Below are 15014 nucleotides of genomic sequence, written 5' to 3'. Positions count from 1 at the left end.
TCAGACAGAGGCCCGCCCGTATCGGGTGCCGATGACTGGGCAGGCGTCGAATGGAATGTCATGATGCAGCGTCGGTAAGCACTCGGCTTTCGGAGCATCGTCGGACGGCTAGGCCAGTTCCATGCTTGTCCGGTGACGCTTACCGGCCGCAATGGACACCGCAACGGCGCGCCGTGCCCGGTTTCGCGCGCACTAGTACGGTGCGCGCGAAACCGGGGGCCGTTACGCAAACTATGTATCTTCGGTTCAGATCATTCTGCGCATGCAAATCGTTTTTAATATTTTCATTCTGCTGTTGGCCGTCGCGGTGTCGGGGCTAATTGACCGGTTGGTACGCGTCCCGCTGCCAATGCCACTGATTCAAATCCTCGTCGGCGCGGCGCTTGCCTTTGCGCCGCTGGGTCTGGCGCCGCAGCTGCGGCTGGATCCCGAGATCTTTATGCTGCTGGTCATTCCGCCGCTGCTTTTTGCCGATGGATGGCGGATCCCGAAGCGCGAATTTTTCATGCAACGCCGCGCGATCCTCATGTTGGCGCTGTTCCTGGTGCTTTTCACCGTCGCTGGTCTGGGCTACTTCATCCATTGGATGATCCCGCAGATGCCGCTGCCGGTGGCCTTCGCGCTGGCCGCCGTACTGTCGCCGACCGATGCAGTCGCGCTCAGTGGCATTGCCGGCCCCGGACGCATCCCACCCCACCTGATGCATATTCTCGAAGGCGAGGCGTTGATGAACGACGCGTCAGGGTTGGTCGCGTTCAAGTTCGCGGTCGCCGCGGCGGTCACGGGCGTGTTTTCGCTGCGTGACGCCACGATCGGTTTTGTGCTGATCGCCGCTGGCGGGCTGCTGGTCGGCGCGGCCATTGCATGGGTGGTCAGCTTTGTGTCTAGCCGCCTGTCGCAGTTGCCCGGCGACGGTGACCCGGCGGCCGGCGCACTGATCACGCTACTGATACCGTTTGCCGCGTATTTGTTCGCCGAACACCTGGGATTGTCCGGCATCCTGTCCGCGGTGGCTGCGGGAATGGCAATGAACTATGCGCCAATCGCGCACATGGGTCCGCTGGACATACGGGTGCGTACGCAAAGCGCATGGTCGCTGATCGAATTTGTTTTTAACGGCGTCGTATTTACGCTGCTCGGCATGCAGTTCCCGCACCTGATCGCGCCGGCGTTGATCGACGCGCATCGAAGCGGCGCGGCAGACTTTTGGACGTTGCTCAGCCAGCTCGCTGCAGTGATCGTCGTGCTGTATGCGTTGCGCTTCGTCTGGGTCTGGTTGCTGCGCTGGCTCGCTAGCCGCCGCGCGTCCCGGCAAGGTGTCAAGGGCGCGGTGCCGGGCCTGCGGGTCGTCGCGCTGACAACCGTGGCCGGCGTGCGCGGTGCGATCACGCTGGCCGGCGTGCTGTCATTGCCAATCGCGTTGCCGGACGGCACGCCGCTGCCTGCCCGGGATCTCGCGGTGTTCATTGCGTCGAGCGTGATACTGGCATCGCTCGCCATTGGCCTGATCGGGCTGCCACTGCTCACGAGCGGTGTACGGCGCGGCGTTGATCCGCACGCGCAAGAGGAGCGCGACGCGCGCATGGCAGCCGCCGACGCGGCGATTCGCGCAATCGACGGCGAGTTGACGTCACTGAGCGCCGGCGAGGACACCGCACGCGCAGCGGTTGCCGGCGACGTGGCGGCGCGCCTGTGCGACGCATACCGGCATCGCAAGGCCAGGTTGGGCGAGGAGCAAGCGCAACGGCAGCAGGCGCGACTCACCGAGAGCGTGGAGGTGCAGATGCGGTTTGCCGCGATGCGTGCGGAGCGCATGGCGCTGGTGCGGTTGCGCGGGGCCAATCGGATCAACGACGTGACGCTGAACAAGTTGGTTCGCGAGATCGATCTGTCCGAGACGGCGCTGTCCACGCGCGCCGGTAAGCGACGGCTATGATGGCGGGCGTGAATCACGACAAGCAACGACAAGTAAGCAACAACTAAACAACGTTGGCAGGTAGCGTACCCAGCTGCCGGCGTTCCAACTGCAGTATCGTGTCCACGCCGACGCCCGGCGGCATTTAAACTGTCTTTGAGTACTGCACCGCGATGCTGGAGGTCCCCACATAACGGTCGAACGTCATGCAGATGTTGCGAATCAGCAGCCGGCCGCGCATTGGCACGATGATGCCCTCGTCGTCCACCGACACCAGCCCGTCGGCTTGTAGGGTACGCAAGCGCTCCAGTTCCTGCTCGAAATACGACGAGAAGCGTATGCCGTACGTCGCCTCGATTTGCGCGAAGCGCACGGAGAATGCGCACATCAATTGCCCTATCACATCCCGTCGCAGTTGATCATCGGCGCTTAGCCGCCAGCCGCGAGAAAGCGGCAGCTCGCCGCGCCGCACCCTAGTCTCGTAGCGCTCAACATCCTTTTCGTTTTGCGCGTAGACATCGTTGATGCGGCCAATCGATGACGCGCCGATACCCAATACGTCGCAGTCAGCGTGGGTGCTGTAGCCTTGAAAATTGCGGTGCAGCGTACCGTTGCGTTGCGCGATCGCCAGTTCGTCGTCCGGCCGGGCAAAATGATCCATCCCGATATAGACGTAGCCAGCGTCGCTAAGCCGTTCGATCACTAATTGCAGGATCGCCAGCCGCTGCGCGGGCGATGGCAGCGCGTTCGATTCGATCTGACGCTGCATCTTGAACAGATGCGGCAGGTGGGAATAGGCGAACACCGACAGTCGGTCCGGCGCGAGGTCAATGATGGTGTCGAGCGTGCGTGCATAGCTCAATACCGTCTGGTGCGGCAACCCATAGATTAGATCGACGCTGATCGATTTGTAGCCACTCTCGCGTGCCTGGCGGATCGCGTCGGCTGTCATTTCGCGTGGCTGGATCCGGTTGACTGCCTGCTGCACGAGCGGATCGACATCCTGGACGCCTAGGCTCAGACGATTGAAGCCTAGTTCACGCAGCACCGCGATCGTCGAATCGTCGATCGCGCGAGGATCAATCTCGATGGAATACTCGACGTCGTCCCCATTCGGCGTGAGCGTGAAATGCTCGCCGATCCAGTTCATCAACTGCATGGTCTGAGGCCGGCACAGGAACGTTGGGGTGCCGCCCCCCCAATGCAATTGGCGTATCCGCCGGCCTTGGCCGAACAGCGTCGATTGCAGCGCAAGTTCCTGGCCCAGTGCTTCGACGTAGCTGTCGGCTCGGCTGCGGTTTTTTGTGATGACCTTATTGCAGCCGCAGTAAAAACAAACGGTGTCGCAAAATGGAATATGTACGTACAGCGATAAGTCCCCGCTGTGCGCATTGGACCGTTGGATGGCGCCCTGGTATGCATCGACGTCCAGCGATGAATTGAACAACGCCGCGCTCGGATAGGACGTGTAGCGGGGGCCGTCGAGCGCGTAGCGGCCGATTAATTCGGCATCGAACAGGTCGCGGGTGGTCGTCATACGGTTGATATCCTTGTGCGGGTGCGCTGTGCCTGGCTCCGGAGCCAGGCAGCGGCAGCAAGCTCCGGTCCACATACGAGTATGCCAGTGCCAGCGGTTTGGCCCATTGACAGAAGTCAAATCAAACTGATCTCGACATGATGTGTCCCCATTCTGTGCTGACGGCATGCCCTACCGGAACGTGCGTTGCTAGACAGCGTGGGCGCAACAAGCGCTATGGTCTTCGGCTGCCCTGCGCCTGAAGGGGGGTGGTTACAATGTGATTTTTAGACCGGGGAAAGGGGATGGAGAGTCACCCTGCAAAATGGCTTGTAATGGCAGCATGCTGGGTGTTAGCGCTGGCGGTTACGGGAGGCGTGCGTGCCAACGAGTCGCTGCTGAATGTGTCATATGACGTTACGCGTGAACTCTATGAGGACATCAACGCAAGCTTCGTCGCCAGCTACGCGAAGAGCCCGGGTAACGCCATATCGATCCGGCAGTTGCACGGTGCCTCGACTTCCCAGGCGCTATCCGTGCTATACGGGCGGCAGGCCGATATCGTAACGATGAACTACCCAACGGATATCGATTTGCTCGCTCAGCGTGGGAAGCTGTTGCCTGAAAACTGGCGTACGCGGCTGCCGGATTTAAGCAGCCCTTATTCGACCACGGTGGTGTTCGTTGTACGCAAAGGTAATCCGAAAAAGATTCGGGACTGGGACGACCTCGCGCGGCCGGGTATTCAGGTCATTATGGTGGATCCCAAGACATCGGGTAACGGCCGCTATACCTATCTGGCTGCGTGGGGCTACAAACTGCAACGGGGAAGCAATGACGCTCAAGCGAAGAAATTTGTGAAAGCGATCGTGGCCGATACGCCCACGTTTGATACTGGAGGTCGAGGCGCAACGATGACGTTCACGCAGCAGGGTATCGGCGACGTGCTCGTGACATTCGAGAATGAAGTGGCTTCTGTCATAGGTGGCGAGGGGGGAGAGAACTATGAAGCGGTCTATCCGTCGATAAGCTTGCTTGTGGAGCCGCCGGTTGCCCTAGTGGACAAAGTCGTCGATGAGCGCAGCACGCGTAAGCAAGCCCAAGCGTACCTCAATTACCTATGGTCGCCTGAGGCGCAGCAAATCATCGCCAATCACAATTTTCGACCACGCGACGCGACAATATTAGCTATGCATTCAGCGAAGTTTCCGGAAATTAAGACGTTTACTGTCGAGCAGGTATTCGGTGGCTGGGCTAAAGCCGAGCAAACACATTTTATCGACGGCGGAACGCTTGACGAAATAGCCCCGAAAAAGCGTCGATAGTGGCCGCACAGACACGGCGCGCAGCGTGAATTGCCAAACGCCGTTCAAGCAGGGTGCGGCCGCCTCATATGGCTGTAACTAGGACGAAAGTTACGCGATGCGCAGCCCCAGCCGGGCAAACAGCGTGCGGTCTCTGACCCGCAGCGGGTGGCCCGATTCCAGCAAGGGGTCTGCGTAGAGTACGGCGTTAGCGCCGGCGAAAAAGCATAGCGCCTGCAGCGCATCGTCCATGTGCTCGCGCCCGGCCGACAGGCGGATCTGGGCCGCGGGCATCGTGATGCGCGCGATGGCAATCGTGCGGACGAACTCGAACGGGTCGAGTGCCGTGGCATCGGTCTGCGGCGCGCCCTCCAAGCGCATCAGACCGTTGATCGGCACTGACTCTGGGTAGGGCGCCATGTTCGCCAGTTGGGCGATCAATCCGGCCCTGTCGCGGCGCGACTCGCCCAGCCCGACGATGCCGCCGCAGCACACCGCGATGCCCGCATTGCGCACTCGCTCAAGCGTGTCCAGACGATCCTGATAGGTGCGATTCGAGATGATCTGCCCGTAGAACTCGGGCGAGGTGTCAAGATTGTGGTTGTAGTAGTCCAGGCCCGCATCGCGCAGTGCCTTGGCCTGCTCGTCGTCGAGCATGCCCAGCGTAGCGCAGGTCTCGAGCCCGAGTGCCTTAACGCCGCGGATCATCTCCAGGATCTTATCCAGATGCCGCGCCTTTGGATTGCGCCATGCGGTGCTCATGTAGAATCGGCTCGCGCCGCTTTCCTTGGCCGCGCGGGCCGCGCTGAGCACCTCGTGCAACGATACGAGCGGCGGCGCCTTCAGTCCCGTGCCAGAGTGAGCGGATGAGGGACAGCAGGCGCAGTCTTCGTCGCACCCGGCGTTTCTGATCGACAGCAGCGTCGACAGCTCGATGGCGTTTGGGTCGAAGTGCTTGCGATGGGTTTGCTGCGCGTGCAACAGCAGGTCGCCCAGCGGCAATTCGTACAAGGCAGCGATGTCGCAGGTGCTCCAGCGCATGGTGTGCTGGTCACGCGTGAGATCGGTGGTATTGCTGCGTTCGACCCCCATTGCACTTATGTCGGTCAGCGCACGTGTATCCGAACCGCTCAGGGCAATGGACGCTGGCAAGCCGGTGTGGGCCGCGCCTTGGGTCATAGTCATCGGTCTATCCCCGTTTTTGTCGAATCCGCTCAAATGTGCGCGGATTGATGCACATCGGCCAGTTTCCCACGGGGTACATTCTAGGCGGCGCCGATTGTCGGATTCCGTAAGCAGATTTACCAACGGGGTATGGTTCGCCGCCAAGGCCCCGACTAGCGTGCGCGTCAGTGCCGAAACCGCTCAAGCAATGCGTCGATATCGATGTACGCTGCCGCTTCGTCGGCGCGCTTGCCGTCTAGGCGCGGGATTGTACCGAGCAGCGGCGCGCTGTACTGTCGATCCAGGCGCTGTCGGATCGCCTCAATGTTCTCGGCGGCGAATGCCATGTCCGGATCGATCGCGTTAGCGATCCATCCCGCCAGCACGAGGCCGCGTGCTGCAATCGCCTCGGCACTGAGCAACGCATGGTTGATGCAGCCGAGTCGCAACCCGACGACCAGTACGACCGGCAACGCGAGCGCGAACGCGAGGTCCGACGTATCCAGCATGTCGTCCAGCGGCACGCGGAATCCCCCCGCGCCTTCGACGACGACCACATCGGCGAGCTGTTCGGCATCGTGATGGCAGGCGACGATATGCGCGATGTCCAGTTGCACGCCTTCGCGTGCGGCCACAATATGCGGGGCGGCCGGCTCGCGCAGCAGATAGGGCGTGGACACGTGCGGCGGCAGCGTGACATTGGATGCATCGCGCAGCAGGTCCGCATCTTCGTTATGCCAGATCCCGTTGTGCAGCTGCGCGCCAGCGGCGATCGGCTTGAGGGCCGCGGCGCGCAGTTCCCGCGCGCAAAAGCCGCGCAATAATGCACACGACACGAACGTCTTGCCAATTTCCGTGTCGGTGCCGGTGACGAATAGTGAAAGCGCTTTCATCGTAGTGGTTCCTGGAATCCCTAATCCCGTACCGTGGCACGGATCTTAGTCAACGTCGGACGAGCCGCGCGTGGGCACGATGGCCGGGCTCACAGTATCACGCCGCCGGTGGCGGCCGGGCTGGCATCGTGCTCGCGCCCGCCCAGTTCGGCAAGCACCCTCTCTAGTGTCGCGCGTAGCCGCGTGGCGAGCAGCATCTGTTCGTCATCGTTCAATATATAAGGCGGCATCAGGTAGACGGTGGTGCCGATTGGGCGCAGCAGCAGCTCGTTGGCGAGCGCGCATTCGAAGAAGCGCCGCGAGAAGCGGCGGGCGGACTCGGCCGGCAACGATACGTCGAACGCGAACAGCGTGCCGCACCGGCGCAGGTGTTGTACGTACGGATGCTCACGCAGTGGCTCGAGCAACGCGCCCAGTGCGTCTGATCTCACGCGGTTGCGTGCCAGTACGTCGTGTGCGTCGAACAATTCGAGCGTGGCCAGACCCGCACGGCAGGCGAGTGGGTTGCCGGTGTACGAGTGCGAGTGCAGGAAGCCGCGCGTGGTGTCGTCATCGTAGAACGCCGCGTATATCGCATCGCGCGTGAGCACGATGGACAGCGGTAGGTAGCCGCCGCTGATGCCCTTGGACAGGCACAGGAAATCCGGCCATACGCACGCCTGCTCGCAGGCGAAGAAGGTCCCGGTGCGCGCGCAGCCTACCGCGATCTCGTCGGCAATCCAATGTACGTGATATTCGTCGCACAGCGCGCGCAGTCCGGCCAGATACGACGGATCGTGCATCGCGAAGCCGGTGGCGCACTGCACCAGCGGCTCGACGATCAACGCCGCGATCTGTTCGCCGCGCTCAACGAACAGCCGTTTGACATCGGCCAACGCGCGCGCTGCCATGTCCGCTGCCTGTTCGCCGGCACGGGCTTGGCGCGCGTCCGGCGACGCGACCACGTGCGCGGTGCGAATCAATGGATCGTACGCGTCCTTAAACAGCGCCACGTCGGTCACGCCCAGTGCGCCGATTGTCTCGCCGTGATAGCTGTTGGCGACGCAGACGAACTCGCGTTTCCGACTGCGGCCACTGTTGCGCCAGAAGTGAAAGCTCATTTTCAGCGCAATCTCCACGGCCGATGCCCCATCGGAAGCGAAGAACGCATGGCCGAGCACGTGGCCGGTCAGGATCGACAGGCGCTCGGCCAACTCGACCGCCGGCTCATGCGTGCAGCCGGCGAGCATCGCATGCTCGAGCGTGTCCAGTTGCGCCTTCAATGCGCCGTTGATATGCGGGTTGGCGTGACCGAACAGGTTGACCCACCACGAACTGATTGCATCGAGGTAGCGTTTACCGTCGTGATCGTAGAGCCATGCCCCGGCGCCGCGCGCCACGGCGATCAATGGCAACTGCTCATGGTGCTTCATTTGCGTGCAGGGATGCCACACTGCGCGCAGGCTGCGGGAAATCAGATCAGATGAATTGTTCTTCAAAGCCTACAGTCATACGAATTACCCGGCGCCAGTCAACGGCCCGACCAGACGACGACGTGGTCTACCGCGTACAGCTGGCACGGATCGCGGCTGTGTTTCTGGCAATTGTCCAGCGCGACTGATACGGGATTGCCGCCCCCTTCGGCCCACGACCACGCACCGCTGTCGGATACCGCAAATGCGCGGCTCGGGTATTGTTTCAGAAATGTCGCATAGCCCTCGCGGCCGCTGCCGTTTAGGGATGGAACTGCCTCGATCGCGTCGATCAAGGCATAGTCGGTTGGCTGCGCAGCAGGCGCGTCCTCGACGCGATAGCGCACGGCGGTGGGCATGCCGATCTGGCCACCAGAGCGCAACCCCCGCCGCGATCCTCGACGCTCCAGTGTGCATTGTCCTTGTAGAAGCTGAAATTCACAAGCTCTGCATGCGTGCCACCGGCCACGTCAGCGCTGTACCTCTGCGCCACCCGCTGCGGTGACCAGAACGCGTCGTTTTCGCCGTAGAACCACAGCGACGGCAGCCGCACCTTGCCGCCATACGTGGCGAACGCGTGCGTCAGATTGTGCTGCCAGCCGCTGCATGCGCGCCATTGCGCGTCTCTCAAGTTCCCGCGACGGATCGGATGCTGACCCGCCTACGATAGGTTAACCTCTGAACATCGCAGGTGCCCCGCACGGATGCCGCAATCAGCTACCCTGAAGCAGGCCAATTCGGCGCTTCGCCCGTTTCTGCCCACATCAGATGCGGCGGCGTCGCACAATCGCGGCAGGTGGCACGCGGGCCAGTGACGCGATAGGAGGGCAGGATCGGCTGCATCGGCAAATCGGCAGATCTTCAAGTTTAAGCAATTAAAAACGCCGGTGGTGATCAATCGAGCATGTCGCCGTCGACGTAGCGCCACCGTCCGTCGTCACCGCGGCAAAACCGGCTCAGCTCGTGCAGCCGCTGTGCGCGCCCGCCGCCTGCGCCGGCGCTCCGATAGCGCGCGATAAACTCGACCCGGCTGTGCGTATCATCGTCGCTGACGTGTTGCTTGACCGTCAAGCCGAGCCAGCGGGTCAGCGTATCGGCGTCGCAGCCGAGATCCGGTGGACAGGTGGACGGATCCCACGTCTGGCGCAAGTAGTCGAACGCGTGCAGCGTATAGGCGGTATAGCGCGAGCGCATCAACTCGAGCGCCGAAGGTGCCGCTTCGCCGCCTTCAATGAAGCGCGCGCAGCAGCGGCCATAACGTGCCGGGCGGCCTTGCTGCACTGCGCCGCAGGGGCACGGCGCCTCGGGCGGCAAGTGCAGACGTGCCGTGTACTGCGCGCGGGGCGTGTGTGGTGCGCCGTTCAAAATAGCTCGATCCCCATCGTGGTGGCTGCGCCGCCGCCGATGCACAGGCTTGCGACACCCCGCTTCAGCCCGCGCTGGCGCAACGCACCGATCAGGGTCACGATGATGCACGCACCCGAGGCACCAAGCGGATGGCTCAGCACGCAGGCGCCGCCATGCACGTTGACCTTTTCGTGGGGTAAGCGGTGTTTCTTCAGCGTGACCATGGTGACGATTGTGAACATCGCGGCGCGCATGCCGGAACCGCACAGCTTGTTGACCGTCGTGCAGCCGGTGGATAGCGGCTGCCCTGCGCCCCAAGCCGCCTGGCGCGTCGGCGTCTGGCCAAGTCCGGCGGGCAGCACGCACCCCATCACAACCTCGTCCACCTGTGCGGGCTCCAGGTGCGCCCGCGTGGCAGCGCGGCGTTGATCGCCGCAGCGCCGCGCTGCGGGCAGGCCAGCGACGCGAAATCGCTTTGGAAGCTGGCAATCGGCGTACGGGCGACGCTGGCAATCACGATCGGATCGCGTTCGATGGAGTCGGTCATCAGGGTGTCTTCTGGCTCAAATCGAGTGTTCCTTGGTTGGATTCAGCGCGTGACGCCGGCAGCGGGTTCGCCTGGGTGGACGTGGCCGACGGCTGCCGCCAGGCGCGCTGCATCGTCGGCGAGCACGTCGTTGGGATGAGACGGCGGCACCGCATCGGCTGGACGGTTGCGCTTCAGCGCATCTACGCACCGCGCATAGGTTGCGTCCAGCGCGTCCGGCTCGCCGATCGTCATGCCGAGGTTGCGCATCTTGCCGTCGTGCACGCCATACACCCAGCCATGCACGGTGAGCTGCTGACCCCGTTTCCACGCATCGCTCACGATCGTCGTGCGGCACACGTTGACCACCTGCTCAATCGTGTTGAGTTCGACGAGCCGGTGGTGCCGCGCCTGACCCAGCGGCCATTCGGCAAGCAGCGCCGCGTGCTTACCGTGCACGTCCTGGATGTGGTGCAGCCAGTTGTCGGCCAATCCGACGCGCGTGCCGAACAACGCGGCGCGCACGCCAGAGCAGCCATAGTGGCCAACCACCATGATGTGTTTAACCTTGAGCAACTCGACGGCGAACTGGATCACCGACAGGCAGTTCAGGTCCGAGTGCACGACCACGTTGGCAATGTTCCGGTGCACGAACACTTCACCGGGCGGCAAGCCGATGATTTGGTTGGCGGGCACGCGCGAGTCGGAGCAGCCGATCCACAGGTACTCCGGATTCTGTTGCTCGGCTAGTCTCGCGAAGTACTGGGGGTCTTCACCGAGCTTGCGCTCGACCCACAGCCGGTTGTTCTCGAATAGGTGCGCAAGCGGTTCGGATGCGGGAGAGGACGGTTTTTGATCCATGGTCATCGTTTCGTTTGTTGGTCGTGCTTCGTGCATTGCTCGTTGGTCAGGTCTCATGCAACGGCGGCGCGTGGTGTGTGTTGACCAATGGCTTCACGACGCATGCGGGGCCGCCGCGAAGCATTCGGGGTAACGCACGCAAAATTGCTCGTTGCGTTCATAGGGAAAGAAATCGTTAACATGCCAGCCAGCAACTGCTCTTTTGTCGACTGCCACAACGCCAGGTTGAAGACATCCGGGTGGTGACGCAGGAGTGCGGCGCGCACGCGCGGGTCACCGAGCAGGAACGTGCCGTAGGTCTTCGGGAAGATATCGTGCGGGCCGATTGCGTACCGGGGCCCGCCTGACATCCCCGACATCCCACCCTCATCATGACGCGGTGGTGGCACGCGGCACATATTGCAGTCCGTCAGGTATTCGATCTCGTCGTAATTGTAAAAGACGACGGGGCCGTGACGCGTCATGTTGAAGTTTTTACCTTCCGAATACTCGAGCGAGTCGGCCCTCTCGCCGACGATGTAGGCTGCCTGATTGCGGAAGAACAGCGACGACAGGACGTGGATCGGGAAATTGAACGTCGTATCGAACTCGCCAAATGCGTCGCGGATCGGGCGCATCACGCAGTCCACGTCGCGTGGCGGATCCTCGAGCGGCACATCGAAGTGGACATTCATGACGATGCGCTGCACTCGCGCCCTCACGGCTCGGCGACAGCAGGCACTGGTCCTCGTAGAAACGGATCGCCCGCGGCGTCACATTGAATTTACGGGCTAATTCAGTCATGGTGTAGTGCGTCGGCGTGTCGGCGGCAACATGGATACAATGCACGTTTACGTTATCGTCAACCTTGCCGGAACGCCACGACTGCAAACACGATTGCCGGAACGTAACGACTACAAACCCGACTCCCATGAACGCGCTCGAACATCAGCTGGACTACGTTTTCGCCGATACCCTGCCGGCTGACGGCAGCGTGCACGAAGTCGCGCCCGGCGTGCTGTGGATCCGCATGCCGCTGCCCTTCAAGCTCGACCACATTAACTTGTGGCTGCTGCGCGACCAATTGGGCGCGCAGCCCGGCTGGACGATCATCGATGCCGGGATCGCGAGCGACACGATCAAGGCCCATTGGGAGCGGATCTTCGACGATGTGCTGGGCGGCTTGCCGGTGCTGCGCGTGCTGGTCACCCACTTTCACCCGGACCATTTGGGCTTGGCGCACTGGCTGTGCGGGGGTGGCGAACGCGGCCGCTGGCGCGCCCCGCTGTGGATGACGCTGGGTGAATACCTGATGGGCCGTCTATTGTCGTCGGCCAAGGAAGGGGATTCAAACGCCGGCGGCGAGGCGGCTGCGCGGTTTTTCGCGAGCCATGGCCTGAATGATCCGCTGTCGATCGAAAAGATCCGGGTACGCAAGGGGTATTACCACGCGCTGGTCCCGCAGGTGCCCGCGTCGTACGTGCGGATGCAGGAGGGGGATACGGTGACGATCGGTTCGCGGCGCTGGCGCGTCATTACCGGGTTTGGTCATTCGACTGAGCATGGCGCGCTGTATTGCGACGCGGATCGCCTGTTGATTTCCGGGGATATGGTGTTGCCGCGGATTTCGACGAATGTATCGGTATTTGAGATCGAGCCGGGCGGCAACCCGCTGGCGCAGTACCTGGGTTCGCTCGGTCGCTATCACGAATTGCCCGATGATACGCTCGTGCTGCCGTCGCACGGCAAGCCGTTTCGCGGCTTGCACACGCGCATTGCGCAGTTGCGTGAGCATCACGCGGCGCGGCTGAACGAGGTGCGCGAAGCGTGCGCGCGGCAGTCGCACAGTGCAGCCGACATCGTGCCGCTGATGTTCAAGCGGCCGCTGGACCTACATCAGATGACGTTCGCGATGGGTGAGGCGCTCGCGCACCTGCACTGGCTGTGGCATGCCGGCGAGATTAACCGCGTCGAGTGCGACGGCGTGATCCGCTTTTCGTCGTACGCTGGTTAGTGTGCCGTCGACAAGCCGGGCCGTGTGCTCAGCAGATCAGTTGGATAGACGACGACGCTAGCGGGGGCCATGCGGATTATGGGCATTGCGTTCAACCGTCGACTATAAGCGATAAAGCTGTCTGAAACGGGAGTACAGCAGCGTGTATTGGCGTACCTTCCTCGTTGCTCAACGTGACCCATGCAGCGATATCTGACACCACTGATACATCATCACGCCTTTACCGATCCCAGCGCGATAAGGCACGCACGTCGCTGGGTGGAGCACGAAACCGTTGCGCTCAAATATCGGCAGTGCCTGCTCAACGTTGGCTCGGTTCTCAGCAAGAATGTCCCTGACGTCATCGGCACGCAGACCCAGTTCGCACTGTCTCCCGTGGTCAGCTGACGGCACCACCGCGGCGTGCAAGCGCAGTCGTTCCACGGCCGAATGCAGTAGCTTACAGCCGCGCTCGCTGCCGGTGAGACCGATACGTTTGACGATGTGGTCTATTCGCGCGACATTGTCGATTCGCCAATTATATTCACCGTCGACAATTGCGTAGAGGGAGCCACCACGCTGCGCCGCGATGGCACGCATGCGCTCGTTAAACACGGGTGTGCCCGGAAAGCTGCTATCAATCTGCGTGAACGCAACCTGGTCCGAGAACAGCGTCGCGAGCCATGCCCATGCACGAGCATGCGTTGTCGCGAGCACCACGGTAGTACGCTCAGGTTGTTCGATAGTTGGCACCTCGGCATGATAGAGCGGGTCTGCCCATCGCTCGTGCCCCCACGTACGGGCGCCGCCAGCTACCACGACTAAGGTTGCGACACTGAGCAGCACGGTCGCCGCACGTACAGCATGACGATACGGCAATAATCGGTGCAGCAGGATCCATATGACCAGTGGCGTCAACACCTCTACCACAACCAAGTATCGATAGATGCTAAACAGCTGCATCCATACTACGTATCCCATTGCAACAAACAGCACGATAAACCGTGCGCGTGGCACCAGTGCCGCAGTCGTCCCCCGTATGGGCCGCCGTATCGCTGCCGTCACGATCCAACACCAAAACAGCAGGTAGGTCATCGGCCAAATGATCTGCCTAATCGGCGTCTCACCGACCCGCCGTGAATTTTCGGTAAAAATGAACGGCCACAACACCGTTTCCAGCCAGTCACGTGGCCGCCATCTTGTGTCGCCCATCACATCGGGTGTAGCGAGTGGATTTGGAAATAAAACGCCGAATTGCGGGTACAGCGGATTGCCGAACGTCTGCCACATCTGCAGCATCCAATAACCGCCGGTCGTCGCCAAGCCAAACAGCACACCGATGCCAAACAGCACCGCAATGCGCAGCTTCACACTGACACGGCCCGGATAGCTAAGCAATGCCGCACACATTGCGACCGCGTAGACAGCGTTGGTCAGTTTCAGCCCGACACCGAGCCCGACCACCATGCCGCTGCCGAGCACCATGGCGACTGTGCGTATTGACCATTGCCCAAGTTGTTCCCACGCCGTCAACAGCGCCAACAGGCCTGCGAGGGCGAACATCGCGGTCGTATCGTCGCCCATTGAATTGCCAAGTCCGGACAGGAAATTTGCGGTCAGGCAACCCGCTAGCGCAAGTAGCAGCGGTACACGGTAGCGATCAGTGTCCGGCAGTAATGGCAGCGCCCGTTGCACGATTGCCAGAATGAGAACAAAATTCAAGCCATGCAACACGCCCATGGCAAAGCCGACTAACCGCGACGGCAAATGCGTATTGGCCAAATAGAATGGCACGTCGAGCAGCGGATTAAAGTAGGATTGGAGGCCAGCCGGTGCGAGATCAGTCTGTAGCTTGCCGTGCAGCCAAGCGAACGCGTTGTATAAGTGATAGTTGTACAGATCCCAATTCGCGTCCGCGCCCAGCCACAGTGAATACAAGCCGAACAGGCACGGTACCCATACCCTTGCGAGCGTAAGTGCACGCGGTGTATTCAAATCGATTGTCCCCAGTCGTGCACGCAGTGCTCCACAACAAAAACCTGTTCCGCTTTTGCTTTTTTTCATT

Annotated in this window: 11 protein-coding genes and 4 pseudogenes; 3 read left to right on the top strand and 12 right to left on the bottom strand. The window is 61.7% G+C overall.

Features of this window, described 5'->3' with window-relative positions:
* Window positions 1-262: 262 nt before the first annotated feature.
* Entirely contained in the window at window positions 263-1936 is a 1674-nt protein-coding gene (locus IHE30_RS01730) for a Na+/H+ antiporter (protein WP_337688304.1), read from the top strand.
* A 124-nt stretch (window positions 1937-2060) separates the two neighbouring features.
* Here the strand turns inward: IHE30_RS01730 and hemN are convergent, their stop codons facing one another.
* Window positions 2061-3452, bottom strand: a complete 1392-nt coding sequence (hemN, locus tag IHE30_RS01725) for an oxygen-independent coproporphyrinogen III oxidase (protein WP_337688302.1) — start codon at window positions 3450-3452, stop codon at window positions 2061-2063.
* Window positions 3453-3736: 284 nt separating this feature from the next.
* On the opposite strand from hemN, the gene IHE30_RS01720 reads away from it, so the two are divergent.
* Complete coding sequence (locus tag IHE30_RS01720; protein ID WP_443193569.1) at window positions 3737-4756, top strand: sulfate ABC transporter substrate-binding protein; 1020 nt, start codon at window positions 3737-3739, stop codon at window positions 4754-4756.
* 90 nt (window positions 4757-4846) lie between these two features.
* Here IHE30_RS01720 and bioB read toward each other — a convergent pair whose 3' ends face one another.
* The 10 genes and pseudogenes from bioB to IHE30_RS01670 all read right to left on the bottom strand — a co-directional run.
* Window positions 4847-5827 (bottom strand): biotin synthase BioB, encoded by a 981-nt coding sequence (gene bioB / locus IHE30_RS01715; RefSeq protein ID WP_443193575.1) that lies wholly within the window; start codon window positions 5825-5827, stop codon window positions 4847-4849.
* A gap of 257 nt (window positions 5828-6084) precedes the next feature.
* Window positions 6085-6792 (bottom strand): dethiobiotin synthase, encoded by a 708-nt coding sequence (gene bioD / locus IHE30_RS01710; RefSeq protein ID WP_337688295.1) that lies wholly within the window; start codon window positions 6790-6792, stop codon window positions 6085-6087.
* An 89-nt stretch (window positions 6793-6881) separates the two neighbouring features.
* A complete protein-coding gene (gene bioA / locus IHE30_RS01705) occupies window positions 6882-8270 on the bottom strand; it encodes an adenosylmethionine--8-amino-7-oxononanoate transaminase (RefSeq protein WP_337688293.1) in 1389 nt (462 codons plus the stop codon).
* A gap of 32 nt (window positions 8271-8302) precedes the next feature.
* Window positions 8303-8602, bottom strand: coding sequence for a hypothetical protein (locus tag IHE30_RS01700; RefSeq protein ID WP_337688291.1), 300 nt, complete (start codon window positions 8600-8602; stop codon window positions 8303-8305).
* Window positions 8603-9137: 535 nt separating this feature from the next.
* Window positions 9138-9563, bottom strand: a complete 426-nt coding sequence (locus IHE30_RS01695) for a YchJ family metal-binding protein (protein WP_337688402.1) — start codon at window positions 9561-9563, stop codon at window positions 9138-9140.
* Window positions 9564-9604: 41 nt separating this feature from the next.
* Window positions 9605-10137: pseudogene (locus IHE30_RS01690) on the bottom strand (hypothetical protein).
* A gap of 42 nt (window positions 10138-10179) precedes the next feature.
* The gene (gene can / locus IHE30_RS01685; protein ID WP_337688289.1) at window positions 10180-10977 is read right to left on the bottom strand and encodes a carbonate dehydratase; all 798 of its coding nucleotides are present in this window, start codon (window positions 10975-10977) and stop codon (window positions 10180-10182) included.
* 93 nt (window positions 10978-11070) lie between these two features.
* Window positions 11071-11453, bottom strand: a pseudogene (locus IHE30_RS01680) (isocitrate dehydrogenase kinase/phosphatase-domain containing protein); the annotation flags it as partial.
* 90 nt (window positions 11454-11543) lie between these two features.
* Window positions 11544-11651, bottom strand: a pseudogene (locus tag IHE30_RS01675) (hypothetical protein); the annotation flags it as partial.
* A 1-nt stretch (window position 11652) separates the two neighbouring features.
* Window positions 11653-11760 (bottom strand): annotated as a pseudogene (locus IHE30_RS01670) (MerR family DNA-binding transcriptional regulator); the annotation flags it as partial.
* A 127-nt stretch (window positions 11761-11887) separates the two neighbouring features.
* On the opposite strand from IHE30_RS01670, the gene IHE30_RS01665 reads away from it, so the two are divergent.
* Window positions 11888-12970 (top strand): MBL fold metallo-hydrolase, encoded by a 1083-nt coding sequence (locus IHE30_RS01665; RefSeq protein WP_337688288.1) that lies wholly within the window; start codon window positions 11888-11890, stop codon window positions 12968-12970.
* Window positions 12971-13138: 168 nt separating this feature from the next.
* Here IHE30_RS01665 and IHE30_RS01660 read toward each other — a convergent pair whose 3' ends face one another.
* Window positions 13139-15013, bottom strand: a complete 1875-nt coding sequence (locus IHE30_RS01660; RefSeq protein ID WP_337688286.1) for a hypothetical protein — start codon at window positions 15011-15013, stop codon at window positions 13139-13141.
* Window position 15014: the final 1 nt, after the last annotated feature.

The organism is Mycetohabitans sp. B46, from assembly GCF_037389205.1.
GTDB lineage: Bacteria > Pseudomonadota > Gammaproteobacteria > Burkholderiales > Burkholderiaceae > Mycetohabitans.
This window is presented reverse-complemented; position numbering and strand designations above follow the sequence as displayed.